This is a genomic window from Phocaeicola sp. GP0067 (assembly GCF_031119655.1).
In the GTDB taxonomy this organism is placed as follows: Bacteria; Bacteroidota; Bacteroidia; order Bacteroidales; family Bacteroidaceae; genus Phocaeicola; species Phocaeicola vulgatus.
Map to the genome: position 1 here is coordinate 26,568 of NZ_JAVHZY010000032.1, position 19,450 is coordinate 46,017.

The window sequence follows — 19,450 nt, forward strand, 5'->3', positions numbered from 1 at the left end:
CATTGTTACATTATAAAGAACGTGAAGATTCTTGAACTAAATAAAAACAAATTCAACACACCGTTATTCTTTGGCAGGACTTTTGTACTTTTGAAAACTCATTTGCCGTAGAAAGTTTTTTTGAGTAAGGACTTTGGGCAGACAATAAACTATTATATGAAAATAACATTACTTAGCTTGGTCCTGTGCCTGCTTTGTTCTTTGAATATGGCGGCACAAGGAAGTGACATAGGTAGTAATCCTGAGGATACCACCATCCATCAACTTTCAAAAAAAGAATTAAGACGCCGGAAGGTGGCTAAGCGCAATATACATTATAATATATTGGGAGGACCGAGTTATACTCCGGACTTTGGTGCGTTAATAGGAGGTAGTGCTCTTGTTACATTTCGTATGAATCCGTCGGATACCTTGCAGAAACGTTCTGTGTTGCCGATGGCTGTTGCGGTAATGTTCGAGGGGGGCTTGAATCTGATGGTGAAGCCTCAGTTGTTTTTCAAAAATGATAAATTCCGTATTTTTGGAAAATTCACTTACAAGAATACATTGGAGAATTTTTATGGTATCGGCTATGCTACCAATAAGCATTATGAGCGCAGTGACTCTACCAGTGAATATCGTTATAGCGGTTTCCAGATTAATCCGTGGTTTTTATTCCGTTTGGGTAAAAGTAATTTCTTTGCCGGTCCCCAGATTGACTTGAGTTATGATAAAATATCCGAGCCTGCCAAGTATTTGGTAGATCAGCCTGATTACAAAAGGTTGGGAGGCACTGCTCACGGATATTCCAATTTCAGTTCGGGAGTGGGATTTCTGCTGACTTATGACAGCCGGGATATTCCTGCCAATGCTTATAAAGGCATTTATCTGGATTTTCGTGGGCTGATGTACCAGAAGTTTTTGGGAGGAGATAATAACTTCTACCGCTTGGAAGTGGACTACCGCCAATACAAAAAGGTAGGAAATAGAAAAGTTATAGCTTGGACTGCCCAAACCAAGAATGTGTTTGGGGATGTTCCTATGAACCAATATGCTTTAAGTGGCACTCCTTTTGATCTTCGTGGATATTATATGGGGCAGTATCGTGATAAATCCTCTCATGTGGTGCTTGCCGAATATCGTCAGATGTTCAATACGGATAAAAGTACATGGGTAAAGCGTATGTTGCATCATTTGGGTTTTGTTGCATGGGGAGGGTGCGGTTTTATGGGGCCTACCATGGGTAAGATTGAAGGAGTGCTTCCTAATGCCGGTGTGGGACTTCGTATCGAGGTGCAGCCGCGTATGAATGTACGTCTGGATTTCGGACGTAATTTTGCCAATGATCAAAGTTTGTTCTATTTCAATATGACAGAAGCATTTTAATGGAAGTAAACACTATGCAGACTGAATATATATTAAAAGCGATGGATGCGGCTTTAGCTGCCGGTAAGGAAATTCTGAACGTTTATAATGATCCTTCTTCTGATTTTCAGGTTGAAAGGAAAGCCGATAATTCTCCACTGACTCTTGCAGACCGTAAGGCGCATGAAACCATTATGACTTATTTGCAGGAAACAGACTATCCGGTATTGAGTGAGGAAGGAAAGCATTTGCCTTACGAGAAACGGGAGCAATGGGATACGTTGTGGATAGTCGATCCCTTGGATGGAACAAAGGAATTTATAAAACGGAATGGGGAATTTACTGTCAATATTGCTTTGGTAAAAGAAGGAGTTCCTGTTTTTGGAGTGATTTATGTTCCTGTCAAAGAAACGCTTTATTGGGGTGAAGTGGCAACCGGCGCTTATAAAATGGAAGGAGTGACCGGACGTGCAGGCCGTTCACTGGAAGAAATGAAGGCATCGGCATTTCGTATGCCCTGTGCCGAAACAAATGAAGTTTTTGTCATTGTTGCTTCCCGTTCCCATCTGTCGGCCGAAACGGAAGAGTATATTGAGGAAAAGCGAAAGATATACCCTCATGTGGAGTTGGTGTCTGTAGGCAGTTCCATCAAGATTTGCAAAGTGTGTGAGGGACTGGCCGATGAATATCCCCGTTTTGCTCCTACCATGGAGTGGGATACGGCTGCCGGTCATGCCATAGCCAAGGCATCCGGAGCAGAAATATATCAGGCGGGAAAAGAAGAACCGTTGAAATATAACAAGCCGGACTTGCTGAATCCTTGGTTTGTCGTTAAACGAAATTAATATCCGGAAACGATGCTGACATTCGAAATGATTATTGTGTTTTTGGGATTAATAGGGATGGTGACTGCATTAGTCCTTGATAAAATGCGTCCCGGAATGATTCTGTTCTCTGTTACTGTACTCTTTCTTTGTTTCGGTATATTGACTCCGAAAGAGATGTTGGAGGGATTCAGTAATAAAGGGATGATTACCGTAGCGTTGCTTTTCCTGATCAGTGAAGGAGTCCGGCAATCGGGAGCGTTGGGACAGTTGATAAAGAAACTTCTGCCTCAAGAGAAGACAACGGTCATGAAGGCGCAGGCACGTATGCTGCCCGCTATTTCTTTTGTTTCTGCTTTTCTCAATAATACGCCGGTGGTTGTGATTTTTGCTCCTATTATTAAACGTTGGGCGGAATCTGTCCGCATTCCGGCAACTAAATTCTTGATCCCTCTTTCATATGCTACCATACTGGGGGGAATGTGTACGCTTATCGGGACTTCTACTAATCTGGTGGTGGATGGTATGATTTTAGATGCCGGATATAAGGGCTTTGGTATGTTTGAATTAGGCCGGGTGGGCATTTTCATTGCTTTGGCAGGAATTGTTTATTTGTTGTTTTTTTCTTCCAGGTTGTTGCCGGAGGTCCGGAAAGACACGGTAGGCGACGAACATGGGGAAGCGGATGCGTCTTCTTTTCATCGTGTTGAAGCGGTGATAGGTGCTCGTTTCCCGGGTATCAATAAAAGGGTGGGGGATTTTAATTTTGTCCGTCATTATGGTGCTGAAGTAAAAGAAATAAAACGAAGCGGAGTTAGTATTGTAGAGAATCTGTCACGGGTGAAGTTTCATGAGGGAGATACGTTGGTGCTATGGGCGGATGATTCATTTATCTCTACATGGGGAGATTCTTCTGTATTCGTGTTATTGGCCAATGGCAAAGATACCGAGCCGAAAGCCGGGAGAAAGAAACGTTGGTTTGCATTGACTTTATTGGTGCTGATGATTGTGGGGGCAACAGTAGGAGAGTTGCCTTTTATGGAAAAATTACTTCCCGGTATTGATCTTGATATGTTCTTTTTTGCAGCTGTAACGACTGTGATAATGGCATGGACCAAACTTTTTCCGGCACGTAAATATACAAAATATATATCATGGGATATCTTGATAACCATTGCCTGTGCGTTTGCTATAAGTCGCGCCATGGTAAATTCCGGAGTGGCGGATATCATTGCGCATGGAATCATTGATATGAGTGATGACTACAGTCCGCATGTGTTGCTGGCTGTTTTGTTTATCATTACAAATCTGTTTACCGAACTGATAACCAATAATGCCGCCGCCGCATTGGCTTTTCCGCTTGCCCTTTCCTTATCCAATCAGTTGGGGGTAAGTCCGATGCCCTTTTTTGTTGTCATTTGCATCGCTGCATCTGCCAGTTTTTCCACTCCTATCGGTTATCAGACTAATTTGATTGTGCAGGGTATCGGAAACTATAAGTTTACGGATTTTGTACGTATCGGTTTGCCGTTGAATATATTGACATTTATAATTTCGGTTATTCTGATACCGCTGATATGGCCTTTTTGATGAAGTTAAAGACAAAATGAAAATAGAGAATGGAAGAGGAAAATATATATCCTATCTTTGACCGTATGCTTTCCCGGAAAGATAAAGAAGAACTGCTGGGACAACGGGGAGTTATGCTGTGGCTGACGGGACTTAGCGGTTCCGGTAAGAGTACTATTGCCATAGCTTTGGAACGTGAATTACATAAACGTGGTTTGCTCTGCCGTATATTGGACGGGGATAATATTCGTAGTGGCATCAATAATAATTTGGGCTTTTCGGCAGAGGATCGTGTGGAAAACATCCGTCGCATAGCCGAAATAGGCAAGTTGTTTGTTGATACGGGAATCATTACCATTGCCGCTTTCATCAGTCCCGGCAATGAGCTTCGGCAGATGGCTGCCCGTATTATCGGGATAGAGGATTTCCTGGAAATCTATGTCAGCACTCCTTTGGTAGAGTGTGAGAAACGTGATGTGAAAGGACTTTATGCCAAAGCACGTCGGGGTGAAATCAAGAACTTTACCGGAATTTCCGCCCCTTTTGAAGCTCCGGAGCATCCTGCCTTATCTTTGGATACTTCTAAGCTGAGTTTGGAAGAGTCGGTCAATACTTTGTTGGAGTTGGTGCTCCCCATTGTTGGTAAAAAAGGAGAAAAAATATAATTCATTATAAAATGGAAGAAAATTATAAATTGAGCCACTTAAGGGAACTGGAAGCGGAGTCTATCCATATCATTCGTGAAGTGGCAGCTGAATTTGAGAATCCTGTTATGCTTTATAGTATTGGTAAAGATTCGTCTGTCATGGTACGTTTGGCAGAGAAGGCTTTCTATCCGGGAAAGGTGCCTTTCCCTTTGATGCATATCGATTCTAAATGGAAATTCAGGGAAATGATAGAGTTCCGTGATCAATACGCCAAAGAACATGGATGGAATTTGATAGTGGAAAGTAATATGGAGGCTTTTAATGCCGGAGTAGGGCCTTTTACGCATGGCAGCAAAGTGCATACCGATTTAATGAAGACACAGGCGTTGCTTCACGGGCTGGATAAATACAGGTTTGATGCCGCCTTTGGTGGAGCACGTCGTGATGAGGAAAAGTCACGTGCCAAAGAACGTATATTCTCTTTTCGTGACCGTTTTCATCAGTGGGATCCTAAAAACCAGCGTCCTGAGTTGTGGGATATTTATAATGCTAAGATTCATAAAGGGGAAAGTATCCGTGTGTTTCCATTAAGCAACTGGACTGAGCTGGATATCTGGCAGTACATCCGTTTGGAAAATATTCCTATCGTGCCGCTCTATTTTGCCAAGGAACGTCCTGTGGTGAATATAGATGGAAATCTGATTATGGCTGATGATGACCGACTGCCCGAAGAATATCGGGACCGTATTGAAATGAAGAAAGTGCGTTTCCGTACTTTGGGGTGTTGGCCTTTGACCGGGGCCGTAGAGAGTGATGCCGATACGATTGAGAAAATTGTAGAGGAAATGATGACCACTACCAAAAGCGAGCGTACTACCCGTGTCATTGATTTCGACCAGGATGCCAGTATGGAGCAGAAGAAACGTGAAGGATATTTTTAAATGGATAAGTAGGAATTTAAAATGAAGGAATGGGTGATGGAGAATAAACTGAATATAAAGGAATATTTAGATAAGGATGAACAGAAAGACTTGCTACGCCTGTTGACAGCCGGTTCGGTAGACGATGGAAAGTCTACCCTGATAGGACGTCTGTTGTTTGACAGCAAGAAGTTGTACGAGGACCAGCTTGCCGCTTTGGAACGTGACAGCAAACGTGTGGGGAATGCAGGTGACCATATAGATTACGCTTTGTTGTGCGACGGGTTGAAAGCAGAGCGCGAGCAGGGTATTACGATTGATGTAGCTTACCGTTATTTTTCAACGAACAACCGTAAATTTATCATAGCCGATACTCCGGGACATGAACAATATACCCGCAATATGATTACCGGAGGTTCTACTGCCAATCTTGCCATAATCTTGGTAGATGCTCGCTTGGGTGTGATTACGCAGACCTGCCGCCATACTTTTCTGGTATCTTTATTGGGAATAAAGCATGTGGTGCTGGCGGTGAACAAGATGGACCTTGTCGGGTTTTCGGAGGAGCGTTTCAACGAAATCGTGACCGAATATAAGAAATTTGTAGAGCCATTGGGAATCCCGGATGTGACTTGTATTCCTCTTTCGGCACTTGACGGTGACAATGTGGTGCAGAAATCTGAACGTACGCCATGGTACAAAGGTACTTCTTTATTGGAATTGCTTGAAACGGTTTCCATCGAGAATGACCATAATCTGACTGATTTCCGTTTCCCGGTTCAGTATGTATTAAGACCGAATCTGGATTTCCGCGGTTTCTGTGGAAAGGTTGCTTCCGGTGTCATCCATAAAGGAGATGAGGTGATGGCTTTGCCTTCCGGCAAGAAATCTCATATCAAGAGTATTGTTACTTATGATGGTGAGTTAGAGTATGCTTTCCCGCCGCAAGCAGTGACATTGACTTTGGAGGATGAGATTGACGTGTCTCGCGGAGATATGTTGGTGCATGCCGATAATGTGCCTGTGATAGATCGTAACTTTGAAGCCATGTTGGTATGGATGGATGAGGAGGCGATGGACCTTGACAAATCTTTCTTTATCAAGCATACCACCAATACAGGACGTACCCGTATAGATAGCATTAAGTATAAAGTGGATGTGAATACGATGGAGCATCTGTCTGTTGAAAACGGTAAATTGAAAAAGGAGGATCTGCCTTTGCAATTGAATCAGATTGCCCGTGTGACATTTACTACCGCCAAGCCGCTTTTCTTTGATTCTTATCAAAAGAATAAAGCTTGCGGTTCTTTTATTCTGATTGACCCCATTACCAATAACACCAGTGCGGTGGGGATGATTATAGACAGAGTGGAAGCCAAAGATATGCTGAATGCCATGGAAGTTCCTACTTTGAATCTGGCAGCTATGGGTATTGGTGAGGAACATTATGAAGCCATAGAAAAGGTGGTGAAAGAATTGGACCGTCAAGGCATTTCAGTCAAGATAGAAAAATAACAGCGTACAATTAAAAAAAGAAAAGTAATGGGATTACTTGAATTCAACAAGCTGCCGATTAATACATTGGTAGGCGCCGATTGGAAAACGTTCAAGGCGATTACTGCGGGAAGGGAAATTGATCCGGCATATAGAGGAAAATACCGTTTGACGAAAGCAGTATGCCGTTTGCTTTCCACCTTGGCTCCATTGCAGGAAAAGCGATACAGGAAACTGTTGGCCGACAAGCCTTTGGAACACGATCCGGTCTTTATCCTCGGACATTGGCGTAGCGGGACTACCTTTATGCATAATGTGTTCTCTTGTGACAAACATTTCGGATATAATACTACTTATCAGACGGTGTTTCCTCACCTGATGATGTGGGGACAGCCTTTTTTCAAGAAGAATATGAGTTGGCTGATGCCCGACAAGCGTCCGACGGATAATATGGAACTGGCTGTAGACTTGCCTCAGGAGGAAGAGTTTGCATTGGCCAATATGATGCCCTATACCTATTATAACTTTTGGTTCCTGCCTAAGTACCAGCAGGAATATGCTGATAAATATTTGTTATTCAATGATATCAGTGATGAGGAATTGAAAGTGTTTGAGGATATATTCACCAAACTTATTAAAATTTCTCTTTGGAATACAGGCGGAACACAATTCTTAAGTAAGAATCCGCCTCATACAGGCCGTGTAAAAGAGTTGGTCAAGATGTTTCCGAATGCCAAATTCATCTATTTGATGCGTAATCCGTATACGGTATTCGAATCTACAAGGAATTTCTTCACCAATACAATCCAGCCGTTGAAACTGGAGGATATTTCTCCAGAGGCGTTGGAACAGAATGTGCTTTCCATTTATACCAAGCTGTATCATAAATATGAGGCGGATAAACAATTCATTCCTGAAGGAAATTTGATGGAAGTGAAGTTCGAGGATTTTGAAGCGGATGCAATGGCTATGACCGAGCATATCTATAAATCTCTTTCTATTCCCGGATTCGAAGCAGCTGCTCCGGCTATCAGCCAATATATAGGCGGAAAGAAGGGATATAAGAAGAATAAGTATAAGTATGACGACCGTACGGTCCGGTTAGTGGAAGAGAATTGGAAGTTTGCACTGGATCAGTGGGGCTATTCCATCTAAAAAATAAATGCCCGCAATTCTGTTTTTATAAGGAATTGCGGGCATGATTATCTTCTGTTGACAGAAATCAGTGTATATTATTGGGCTTCGATAATTACACGACGGTTGAATGCCGGAGGAGTTAAGGTGTTGACACCACCCATTCCGCTGATAATCAGATTGTTTTTGTTGACACCCAATTTAACCAGTTCATTAGCCACGTTGTTGGCACGGTCTTCACTTAACTGCTTGTTCCATGCAGCGCTACCTGTATCACTATCAGCATAACCGGTTACTTTCAATTTTAGTCCCGGGTTGTCTTTTACCAGATCTGCGATTTGTTGCAAATTTACAGTAGAGTTGGTAGGAAGAACCGCTGAACCGATCTGGAAAAATACAGATTGAGGAGCCGGAGCAATTTGGTTCACTGTCACTTGTTCTGTAACCACTTCAGTGGGTTGGTTGGCAAGTTGGGCCTTTAATTGACGGTTTTGTTCTATCTGTTGAGCCAAAGCGGTATTGATGGCATCCATTTGTGAAGAGGTAAGTGCCATGATAGCATCTACATCCGGAGCAGGTTTGAATCCTCTTTGTGGAAATTTATAAGTGATACCCACTGTAGCACCTGCCATAAAATCAGGGCCTTTACTGGTGGTTTTTCCATCAAATTTGTTTTCTGTACCCATTCCGTAAAGTTCCAGATTCAAGTCCCAGGCACTGGCCAGATGGAATGTATTGATGATACCGAAATTGAATGCCAGTGAATTACGACGTGGAGCATCATATGAGTGGGCAAAACCGAAACCTACGAATGGCACGAAGTCGTATATGCGGTCTTCATTATATCCGGCTATCATGTTACTGACATTAAATAAGATGTCACCATGCAAATTCATGTAGTTGAACTTATCCTGATAGTATCCTTCGCTTAACATGTGAGGTTTGGAATATGCGGAAGGTTCACTGGAAAAACTCTTCGACTGCAAACCACTATATTGCAAACGTAATCCTAAGCCGGGAGTAAACCATTTGCCGATTGATATTTGAAGAGCGGGAGCAATACGTTTCTTGAATTTACCAAGATCGGACTGATCGCCGAACAGTACTTGTGCACCTCCACCAACAGAGAAGAACCAATTATCGAAGAAGTGATTGGTCTCTACCTTGTACTTATCCACAGGTACCTCCATTACATCTACACTCTCGCCTACAAGGACGTTTTGTGAATTGCTTTTCTGTTGCGCAAACGCTACAGAACTTAAACTGGCCGCAGCCAGCAAAAACATTAATTTTTTCATACTCATTTCTATTAGTTAATTATTGTCTAGGTTTATCTTCCCAAATTCAACTAAATAACATGAGTGCTGATAAAAAGTTTGAGTAGGTTGACTATTTAATATTTTTTTATGAAAGAAGGCTAAAAAGATAGTGGGTATCTGTGCTGTGTCCGGCATCAAAACTGAATCCTTCCCATTTGAATCCTTTTAAATCCCCAGGATTCTCTATCCGGTTTTTAATGATGAAGCGTGTCAATTCTCCACGGCACATTTTTGCATAAACCACAACGGTGGTTAATTTCCCTTTTTTCCATACCTGAAATTCCGGCGTGATCACTTGTACTTCCTGCTCCACGCGTTTCCAGTCGAATAAATCTTTCATCTCCCCACTTGCCAGATTGATTAGTATTCCTCCTCTTGCTTTAATTTCTTTGATAAAGGTGTCGGTCAGAATCGGCTTCCAATAGTCAAACATGGATATTCCTCCACGTTCGGGCAGTTTGATATCTCCTTCCATTCTGTAATTCTTGATCTGGTCTAACGGGCGGAGTAATCCGTAAAGAAAAGAAGTGATCCGCAAGTGATCCTGTGCATATTGAAAATCTTCAGGAGTAAAGTCCTGTGGATGGATACGTTTATATACTATACCGGTATAAGCCAGTAAGGCAGCTAAAGCCGAGGGAGAGTCCGAACAGAAATCTTGAAATCGCATATAGTTCTCTGCTGCTATTTTGCTGTTCACACGTAAAAGTCGTTCCAGTTCTTCAGCAGAGAATTGGGACATATCAAGTGCATTCTGTATCGCTTCGGTTTGGAATTGTGGTGTACTGGTAACAGGAGTTTGCATTTTGCTCCGTCCGGTCATTGTTTTGGCACATGAAATAAAAGTCATCATAGGCTAAAAAATAATATTTTCTGGCGGCAAATATAAGAAAAACAGATATATTTGTCTTTGTTATTCCATAATTAAATATTGAGAACTATGAAAATGAAAAAGTTAGGATTATTGTTCATGATGCTTTGCATGGTATTTGCCGTAAATGCTCAAGAATTGAAAAAAGGAGATAAATTACCTGATTTTCATCTAAAATCTGCGGTATATGGAGATGTTTCTTCGGCTGAATTGAAAGGTAAGGTCGTTTTGGTGAGCTTATTTGCCACTTGGTGCGGGCCATGTCAGCTGGAACTGGCTGAAATAGAGAAGACTTTGTGGCCTGAATATAAAGATAACAAGGACTTCGTATTATTAGTAATTGGTCGTGAGCATACGGATGAACAGTTGAGGGCTTATAATGAACGGAAGAAATTCACTTTCCCGTTATATCCCGATCCTAAACGTGAGGTGTTCTCTTTATTTGCTGAAAAGTCAATTCCTCGCGCCTATCTTTTCAATAAAGAAGGAGAAGCCGTTTATACTTCCATCGGGTATGAGAAAGAAGAATTTGGATATCTGATGAATGCCATTGCGGAAGCATTGAAATAGGACCCTGTTGATATTTCAAGATGACTAAACTGTTCTCGTTGTTTATTATATTGTCTTTTGTTCTCCCGGTTAGTGGACAGGAAAAGCTTGATTCAGATAAAGCAAGAAAAGAAAAAGCTTATCATTTGACGGGTTCTGTCAGAGAACAGGGAGAACGCCCTTATCCCGATCCTTTGCCGGATGTAAATATCCAACTTTATTCTTTGCCTGATACGAGTTTTATAGAAGGTACGGTGAGCGATAAGAAGGGTGTTTTCCGTTTGTACCCTATGAATCCCGGTAATTATTTAATAAGGGCTTCTTTTTTAGGATATGAAACCATTGAAAAAAAAGTGAATATTCCTGCTTATCGGAAAGAAGTTTATGGAGGTGCTCTGATGATGAAACCTTCCAGTATTGTATTGGATGAAACGGTTATAAAGGCCGAACTGCAGAAAATGAAGATGTCCGGAGATACATTAGTATATAATACCGGAGCCTTTAAGACATCGGAAGGAGCTGTTCTGCAGGATTTGGTGAGGCAGCTTCCCGGATTGGAATTAGACGAGAAATCCGGCAAGATGAATTTTCATGGAAAGGAAATCACTCAGATCTTATTAAATGGAAAGGAGTTTTTTGCAGATAGCAAAGTTGCTTTGAACAATATGCCGGTAGATGCTTTGAAAGAGGTAAAGGTATACGAGCAGCAGTCGGATAAAGAGCAAATGACAGGGGTGTCAGACGGTAAGAAGAAAACGGTGATGGATGTGAAGACCAAGAAGGATTTGACAGATGGATTAATGGGGGACGTTTCAGCTTTGAAAGGTTCGGGGGATATGTATGGAGCGAAAATGAGTTTGAATAAATTTGTCGGAAAATGGCGGATGTCCTTGTATGGTGATTTAGGAAAACTCCCCAGATATGGTAATTTTATCAGTGATATGGCCGATAATCCTGCTCAAATGAAGGATATTGGTTTTAGCTTGGGAACGGAAATAAAGAAACTCAACCTCAATGTCAGTGCTTCATATAATAATAATAAAAGCGCGGATGAATCGCGAAGCCAGTCAGAAGAATATCTGCCTAACGGTAGCCAATATGCCTATAATAATGGCTTGAGTACGGGTAGGAATCGTTCTTTTTGGGAGAATATATATCTGACGGGAAGTTTGAGTGACCGGACGGAAATTAATTTCAGGCATAACATCAATCATAGCCGGTTAAATTCGGTATCAGAAAATATTTCGGCGACTTTCAGTACCAATCCTTTGGACTATGTTTCAGAGCCTTGGAGGGACGATGCAATGATTCCTCCTGAGTTCAGGATAAATAAAAATACGGGAAATTCTCAAAATAAGACGAACAATCTGATGATAGGCAATAATCTTTTGCTCACTCATAAATTGAATGATATCGGCCGGAAACTCTCCATAGAGTTAAGAAATGATTATAGTAATCAGGCGAGTGGTAATTATCAGCAATCGTCTATTACTTATTATCAATTGAAGAATGACCTGGGGGCAGATTCGGTTTTATATAGAAATCAATACCGGGAGTCACCTGCCAGAAATTTATTATTGGCGGGGGAGGTCAGCTATACGGAGCCAATAGGAAAACAAATGCTTCAGGTTTATTATCGGCATGAGTATCAACGGCAGAGTAATAATGCGGTTACGTACAATTTGGATGAGGATGCTTTGTGGGGAAGTCTTCCATCTGGTTATGAGGCAGGAAGGGTGGATAGTTTAAGTGATTATACTCGTAATGATCTTCATTCCAATGAATTCGGACTGCGCACCACACTTAATTGGAGAAAAGTGAGGTTGAATATCCGGTTTGGGCTGTCGCCTCAGAAGTCTACGACGAAAAGCAACAGGGGAAAAGTGAAGATAGATACGACCATTACCGTGTTGAACATAGTGCCCGAACTGCATTTTGATTATGATTTGGGCAATAACCATAATATGAGTGTGTATTATAGCGGATACACCCGGCAGCCTTCCATTTATGATTTGTTGTCTGTGCCCGATTATACTAATCCTCTGAACATAACAATGGGGAATCCGGGGCTGAAACCCGCTTTCGGGCAAAGTATATCTGTGAATTATAGAGGAGGAAATATGGAAAAGCAGGAAATGTTATATTGTGGTTTGAGATATAATAATACGATAAATGATATAAGCCGGAAAAGAACCTATGATGAGAAGAGTGGGGTATATACCAGTCGGCCCGAGAATATAAATGGTAATTGGGGCATTGGCGGGAATATATATTATACGAATAAATTATTCAAGAAAATTTTCGCTCGTCTTGCTACCAATGCAAATTATAACCGGAGGGTTTCGTATGTGCAGATAATGGGAGAAGCCAATGAGAATGATCGTAACACCTCCCAAATGCTTTCCTTGATGCAGGATGTGGAGTTTGCCTATAAATTGGAAGAGCATGAGTTTAAGATAAATGGAGCAATCACTTATCAGCAAGCCGATAACAGTTATACAAACAATTCGGATTACAGGACGTATGATTTTTATTATGGCGCGGAGTGTCGACTGAAGTTACCTCTCAACTTGAATCTTTATACCGTTGTGAGAAGTATGAATCGCAGGGGATATAAGGATGAGGCCTCCAATACGACGCAGTGGCTTTGGAACGGTGAGCTGACTTACAGTTTTCTGAAAGGGAAAAGAGGGTTGCTTAAATTTCAGGTTGTTGATATTCTGCAACAACGGGATTTTGTCAATCGTTGGATGAATGATACCGGACAGGGAGAAACTTGGACTTGGGGATTGGGACGTTATGCGATGGCTACTTTTACTTATCGTTTTAATGATCTTTCCCGTTAGGAGATAAAAAAGGAGCTGATTCAGGAAAAACGAATCAGCTCCTTTTTGAATATCCCTAAGAAAGATTATTTGTAATCTTGCCAGCTCTTTATCTGAATATCCTTTTCACTCATTTCACAGAATGCTTCAATGAAAGCACTTGCCAAACGGGCGTTGGTAATCAAAGGAATATTGTGGTCGATTGCTCCACGACGAATTTTGTAACCATTAGTCAGCTCACGTTTGGTATGGTTTTTCGGAATGTTGACTATCAGGTCGAATTTATGTTCGGCAATCATCTTCATGACATTGTTTTCTGCATCGGGCTTTTCATCCGGCCAGTAAACCGGTGTGGTATTTACTCCGTGTGCATTCAAGAAAGTTGCGGTTCCGGCAGTTGCATAGATCTCATATCCTTTTTCTGCCAGCATACGGCTTGCTTCCAGCAAATCTACTTTGGATTTGGTGGCACCTGACGAGAACATGACAGATTTTGTAGGAATCTTGAAACCGACAGCAATCATAGAGTTCAGCAAAGCTTCATGGAAGTCATCACCGATACAACCCACTTCACCTGTTGAAGACATATCTACGCCCAATACAGGGTCTGCCTTGTGCAGACGGGAGAAAGAGAACTGGGAAGCTTTCACACCGATCCAGTCAATATCGAATGCCGACTTGTCCGGTTGGCTGTATGGAGCACCCAACATGATGCGGGTTGCGGTTTCAATGAAGTTGCGTTTCAATACTTTGGAAACAAACGGGAATGAACGTGATGCGCGCAGGTTGCATTCAATCACTTTCACTTCATTGTTCTTAGCCAGGAACTGCATGTTGAACGGACCGGAAATGTTTAATTCTTTAGCGATACGGCGACCAATCTTCTTGATACGGCGTGCTGTTTCGAAATAAATTTTCTGAGCCGGGAATACTAATGTGGCATCACCTGAATGGACACCTGCATATTCAATGTGTTCGGAGATGGCATATTCCACTACTTCACCGTTTTGGGCTACAGCGTCGAATTCTATTTCTTTAGTATCTTGCATGAATTGGGATACGACTACCGGATATTCTTTAGAAACTTCTTTAGCCATCTGCAAGAATTCCTTCAGTTCATCTTCGTTATGGCATACGTTCATGGCAGCGCCCGAGAGCACATAGGAAGGACGGACCAATACCGGGTAACCTACTTTGTTTACAAATTCTTCCATGTCTTCCAGGCTGGTCAATTCTTTCCATGCCGGTTGGTCAATACCCAGTTGGTCAAGCATGGCCGAGAATTTATGACGGTTTTCCGCACGGTCGATAGAAAGCGGAGAAGTTCCCAATACAGGTACCGACTGACGGTGAAGCTTCATCGCCAGGTTATTAGGTATTTGTCCACCTACCGATACAATGACACCACCCGGCTGCTCCAGATCAATCACGTCAAGTACACGTTCAAATGAAAGTTCGTCAAAATACAGACGGTCGCACATATCATAGTCGGTAGAAACTGTTTCAGGGTTATAGTTAATCATGATGGATTTGTAACCCAACTTGCGTGCGGTTTGGATAGCATTTACAGAGCACCAGTCGAATTCCACGGATGAACCGATGCGGTAAGCGCCTGAACCTAATACAACTACCGATTTTTCGTTTTTATAATAATTGACGTCATAACCCGTAGTAGCGTATGTCATATACAGGTAATTGGTCAATTCGGGATGTTCAGATGCGACGGTATTGATACGCTTGACAGCCGGAAGGATATTCAAAGCTTTACGACGGGCGCGTACAGCCAAGTTCTCCTTTTCCATATTGCCACTGGCTTTCAATACGAAGCGTGCAATCTGGAAGTCGGAGAAGCCTAATACTTTAGCTTGGCGAAGCACATCTTCGGGCAGATCCTCAATCTTATTATAAGTCGAAAGTTTGGCCTTATAGTCAACGATGTTTTTCAACTTACCCAGGAACCACGGGTCGATTTTGGTCAGTTCGTGGATGCGTTCAATGCTGTATCCTTCTTCCAATGCCGAGGCGATGGAGAAAATACGGAGGTCTGTCGGGTTGGCCAGTTCCTCATCCAGGTTTTCAAATTTAGTATGGTCATTTCCTACGAAACCATGCATACCCTGACCTATCATACGAAGACCTTTCTGAATGATTTCTTCGAAAGAGCGGCCTATAGACATGATTTCACCCACAGACTTCATGCTGGAGCCAATCTGGCGTGATACACCTGCGAATTTAGTCAAGTCCCAACGGGGGATTTTACAAATCAAGTAATCCAACTGGGGAGCTTCGTAGGCTGAGTTGGGAGTACCCATCTCGCCAATCTGGTCTAGTGTGTAGCCTAAAGCGATTTTGGCGGCAACGAATGCCAGAGGGAATCCGGTTGCTTTAGAAGCCAGGGCAGAAGAACGGCTCAGGCGTGCATTTACTTCGATAACACGGTAGTCATTCGTTTCTGCATTGAAAGCATACTGGATATTACATTCACCCACAATACCCAAGTGACGGATACATTTTGTAGACAAATCTTGCAACATTGTTACTTGTTCTTCTGTCAGAGAGCAAGTGGGGGCCACCACGATAGATTCACCGGTATGGATTCCCAGCGGGTCGAAGTTTTCCATGCTTGCCACTGTAAAACAATGGTCGTTGGCATCGCGGATTACTTCGAATTCTATTTCTTTCCAACCTTTCAATGACTCTTCAACCAGGATCTGTTTAGAGAATGCGAATGAACTTTCAGCCAGTTTGATGAAAGCTTCTTCATCCGGACAGATGCCGCTGCCTAAACCACCTAGTGCGTATGCGGAGCGTACCATAACCGGATAACCGATTTCGCGGGCAGCTTTCAGAGCCTCTTCCATACTTTCCACGGCGTGGCTCTTCGGGGTTTTCATCGGAATTTCATCCAGCTTCTTTACGAATAAATCACGGTCTTCAGTGTACATGATGGCTTCTACCGAAGTACCCAATACTTCTACACCATATTTCTTCAGTGTACCGTTCAGGTAAAGTTCGGTACCGCAGTTCAATGCAGTTTGTCCACCGAAAGCCAATAAAATACCGTCCGGTTGTTCTTTTTTGATAATTTCTTCAACAAAGAAGGGAGTGACAGGAAGAAAATAAACCTTGTCGGCTATGCCTTCCGAAGTCTGGATAGTTGCGATGTTAGGATTTACCAACACCGAATGAATGCCTTCTTCGCGCAATGCTTTCAGCGCTTGTGAACCTGAGTAGTCAAACTCTCCTGCCTGGCCTATCTTGAGTGCACCCGAACCCAATACCAGGACTTTCTTTAAATCCTTTTTCATTGAAAGTTTCTTTTATTGTAATAGTTGTTTTAATGTCGCTAAATATTAAAAAAAATGCGTCCATCCTCGTACGAGGACTAACGCATTTGTTCGTATGTCTATATTATCTTTGTTCCTGTAGGATACATAGCATTACTAAATTTTGTGCAAAGTAACGACTTATTTCCAAGATAACAAAATAAATCAAGATCTTTGTCAACACAAATTAAAATAAAAGTCTGAAATCCTCTCCGAATGTTCTGTTTTTTGTATATTTATTCGGATACTTCTGTATCATCGGCATACGAAAAGCGGAATGAATATCCTATATTTTCCGATCCGCCCATCAGGGTCATATCTTTTAGTCTTCCATCCTGCCGGAAACTATAGTCGTATATATAATAAGTGTCTTCCAGAATATTGGCGCTTCTTTTCCCTAGAATTTCGGCCATCTGTCCGAAAGTGTTCATTACGGTGGTATAGTTTTCGCGGTCATCAATCCATTGTGCCAGTGTGTTCAAGTCCAGACTATAATCATTGGCGATATTGGAAACTCTGTAATCACTGTTGTAAGTTCCTCTTGGAGTAGTGGTTATGGAAGATAGATTTCCGCTTTCCCAATTGTATTCCAATACGGTTCCATTGTTATTGCAGCTTTTCAGATAACCTTCATTGTCATAAGAATAGGTTACCGGATTTTCCCGGTTGGAGAATTTGCATACATAACTTCTGCCGTTTTCCAACGAGGTGCTTATTTCTACCAAAGGAGAATTTTCCGTAGAGTAAGTATAACTGACTTCAGAGTTCTCTTTGTACGTGTAATTTACTGCCGCTAACGGTGAACTGCTATAAATGCGGGTCAGCCGTTTGTTGTTGTCGTAAGTGAGGCTTATCATTCCCTGATAAGTGATAACATCCGAAATCTTATGCACTTTAATTCCGGTAATCATCCGTGAAGGTTCCGGTACGGGAATACTTTTATCGTCATCATCGGAACATGCGGCAAAGAACAGGCTTGCTACAGAAATAAATAGAGCTAGTTTAATGGTCGGTCTTAGTTTATTCATCGAAACAATTATTATATGTGAAATAGCGGTTCAAAGTTAAGTGTTTGTGTCAGAATATTCCTATCTTTGCGTAATTTTTAATATAAGATAATATTTAAGAGATATGGGAAAAGAAAAAATCATACTGACCGGTGACCGTCCTACGGGAAGATTGCATATCGGTCATTACGTAGGTTCGTTGAAGCGCAGAGTTGAACTTCAGAATTCCGGACTGTATGACAAGACTTTTATTTTCATTGCCGATGCGCAGGCATTAACCGATAATATAGAAAATCCCGAGAAGGTGCGTCAGAATGTGATTGAGGTGGCGCTTGATTATATGGCTGTCGGTCTGGACCCGATGAAGTCCACCATCTTTATCCAGTCTCAGATTCCCGAATTGTGCGAATTGACTTTCTATTATATGGATTTGGTCACAGTGTCACGCTTGCAGCGTAACCCGACAGTGAAAACCGAAATCCAGATGCGTAATTTTGAAACCAGCATCCCGGTAGGGTTCTTCACTTATCCTATCAGTCAGGCTGCTGATATTACCGCTTTCAAAGCAACTACCGTTCCGGTGGGTGAAGATCAGGAGCCGATGATTGAGCAGACCCGTGAAATTGTACGTCGTTTCAATCATATTTATGGTGATACGTTGGTAGAACCCGAAATCCTATTGCCGGACAATGCGGCTTGTCTGCGTCTGCCGGGTACGGATGGAAAGGCTAAGATGAGCAAATCATTGGGTAACTGTATTTATTTGTCGGACACAGCCGACGAGGTGGAAAAGAAAGTGAAGAGCATGTATACCGACCCTACTCACCTGAAAGTTTCCGATCCGGGTAAATTGGAAGGAAATACAGTATTCACTTATCTGGATGCTTTTTGTAAGCCTGAGCATTTTGGACGTTATTTGCCCGATTATCCTAATTTGGATGAACTGAAGGCACATTACACCCGTGGTGGATTGGGAGACATGAAGGTGAAGAAGTTCCTTGCCGCTATTATGCAAGAAGAATTGACGCCTATCCGCGAACGTCGTAAAGAGTTTGAAAAGGATATTCCGGCTATTTACGATATGTTACGTAAGGGATGCGAAACAGCCCGTGCTACGGCAACCGCTACATTGGATGAAGTACGCAAGGCGATGAAGATTAACTATTTTGATGATGTGGAATTGATTGCCGAACAGGCAAAGCGTTTCGGGCAGGAATAAAATAAATTCAAAAGGAAAAAGGGGAAACTATATATAATAAGGTATAGTTTCCCTTTTTTGTTTCTTGAATGATAAGACAGGATTTGTAATTTATCCTCTGTATTTCAGTGTGTTAAGTGCTTAATTGAAAAATAAATGAAAAAATAGTGTGCATAAAATTTGCAGTTATCGGAAATAGCCGTATCTTTGCAACGCTTTTGAAACAAGAGGCTATCGGGCGTTTAGCTCAGCTGGTTCAGAGCATCTGCCTTACAAGCAGAGGGTCGGCGGTTCGAATCCGTCAACGCCCACCGAAGAAAGAAATTAAATATTGCACGAGAAAGCACTATCGGGCGTTTAGCTCAGCTGGTTCAGAGCATCTGCCTTACAAGCAGAGGGTCGGCGGTTCGAATCCGTCAACGC

Annotated in this window: 14 protein-coding genes and 1 tRNA gene; 11 read left to right on the top strand and 4 right to left on the bottom strand. The window is 42.2% G+C overall.

Annotation, left to right across the window (positions count from 1 at the left end; genetic code table 11):
• The first annotated feature begins 156 nt into the window (after nt 1-156).
• The 7 genes from RE317_RS18280 to RE317_RS18310 are packed head-to-tail and all read left to right on the top strand — an operon-like array spanning nt 157 to nt 7,953.
• Nucleotides 157-1,365 carry a BamA/TamA family outer membrane protein gene (locus RE317_RS18280; protein WP_005840194.1) on the top strand — a complete coding sequence of 403 codons (1,209 nt, stop codon included), beginning with the start codon at nt 157-159 and terminating at the stop codon, nt 1,363-1,365.
• Nucleotides 1,366-1,379: 14 nt separating this feature from the next.
• Nucleotides 1,380-2,189 carry a 3'(2'),5'-bisphosphate nucleotidase CysQ gene (gene cysQ, locus RE317_RS18285; protein WP_117709512.1) on the top strand — a complete coding sequence of 270 codons (810 nt, stop codon included), beginning with the start codon at nt 1,380-1,382 and terminating at the stop codon, nt 2,187-2,189.
• A 15-nt stretch (nt 2,190-2,204) separates the two neighbouring features.
• Nucleotides 2,205-3,758, top strand: a complete 1,554-nt coding sequence (locus RE317_RS18290) for an SLC13 family permease (protein WP_117709510.1) — start codon at nt 2,205-2,207, stop codon at nt 3,756-3,758.
• Nucleotides 3,759-3,787: 29 nt separating this feature from the next.
• A complete protein-coding gene (cysC, locus tag RE317_RS18295) occupies nt 3,788-4,402 on the top strand; it encodes an adenylyl-sulfate kinase (RefSeq protein WP_005840188.1) in 615 nt (204 codons plus the stop codon).
• An 11-nt stretch (nt 4,403-4,413) separates the two neighbouring features.
• Nucleotides 4,414-5,325, top strand: coding sequence for a sulfate adenylyltransferase subunit CysD (gene cysD / locus RE317_RS18300; RefSeq protein WP_005840186.1), 912 nt, complete (start codon nt 4,414-4,416; stop codon nt 5,323-5,325).
• 36 nt (nt 5,326-5,361) lie between these two features.
• Nucleotides 5,362-6,819, top strand: a complete 1,458-nt coding sequence (gene cysN, locus RE317_RS18305; protein ID WP_008667718.1) for a sulfate adenylyltransferase subunit CysN — start codon at nt 5,362-5,364, stop codon at nt 6,817-6,819.
• A 27-nt stretch (nt 6,820-6,846) separates the two neighbouring features.
• Nucleotides 6,847-7,953, top strand: coding sequence for a sulfotransferase (locus RE317_RS18310; protein ID WP_008667717.1), 1,107 nt, complete (start codon nt 6,847-6,849; stop codon nt 7,951-7,953).
• A 77-nt stretch (nt 7,954-8,030) separates the two neighbouring features.
• On the opposite strand, the gene RE317_RS18315 is transcribed toward RE317_RS18310, so the two are convergent.
• Together RE317_RS18315 and yaaA are read right to left on the bottom strand one after the other, a co-directional pair.
• Nucleotides 8,031-9,230, bottom strand: coding sequence for an OmpA family protein (locus RE317_RS18315; protein WP_005852854.1), 1,200 nt, complete (start codon nt 9,228-9,230; stop codon nt 8,031-8,033).
• A gap of 106 nt (nt 9,231-9,336) precedes the next feature.
• Complete coding sequence (yaaA, locus tag RE317_RS18320; RefSeq protein WP_005840177.1) at nt 9,337-10,104, bottom strand: peroxide stress protein YaaA; 768 nt, start codon at nt 10,102-10,104, stop codon at nt 9,337-9,339.
• An 87-nt stretch (nt 10,105-10,191) separates the two neighbouring features.
• Between yaaA and RE317_RS18325 the strand changes: the two genes are divergently transcribed.
• Nucleotides 10,192-10,692, top strand: coding sequence for a TlpA disulfide reductase family protein (locus RE317_RS18325; protein ID WP_005840175.1), 501 nt, complete (start codon nt 10,192-10,194; stop codon nt 10,690-10,692).
• Between the two features lie 20 nt (nt 10,693-10,712).
• Complete coding sequence (locus tag RE317_RS18330; RefSeq protein ID WP_008667711.1) at nt 10,713-13,517, top strand: TonB-dependent receptor; 2,805 nt, start codon at nt 10,713-10,715, stop codon at nt 13,515-13,517.
• Between the two features lie 65 nt (nt 13,518-13,582).
• Here the strand turns inward: RE317_RS18330 and carB are convergent, their stop codons facing one another.
• Nucleotides 13,583-16,804 (bottom strand): carbamoyl-phosphate synthase (glutamine-hydrolyzing) large subunit, encoded by a 3,222-nt coding sequence (gene carB, locus RE317_RS18335; RefSeq protein WP_008781978.1) that lies wholly within the window; start codon nt 16,802-16,804, stop codon nt 13,583-13,585.
• Nucleotides 16,805-17,058: 254 nt separating this feature from the next.
• Nucleotides 17,059-17,850 (bottom strand): hypothetical protein, encoded by a 792-nt coding sequence (locus tag RE317_RS18340; protein ID WP_005840169.1) that lies wholly within the window; start codon nt 17,848-17,850, stop codon nt 17,059-17,061.
• 103 nt (nt 17,851-17,953) lie between these two features.
• Here RE317_RS18340 and trpS point away from each other — a divergent pair, with 103 nt between their 5' ends.
• Together trpS and RE317_RS18350 are read left to right on the top strand one after the other, a co-directional pair.
• Nucleotides 17,954-19,048: a tryptophan--tRNA ligase gene (gene trpS, locus RE317_RS18345; RefSeq protein WP_005840166.1), complete on the top strand. Its 1,095-nt coding sequence runs from the start codon at nt 17,954-17,956 to the stop codon at nt 19,046-19,048.
• 215 nt (nt 19,049-19,263) lie between these two features.
• A tRNA-Val gene (locus RE317_RS18350) sits at nt 19,264-19,338 on the top strand.
• The last annotated feature ends 112 nt before the right edge of the window (nt 19,339-19,450 follow it).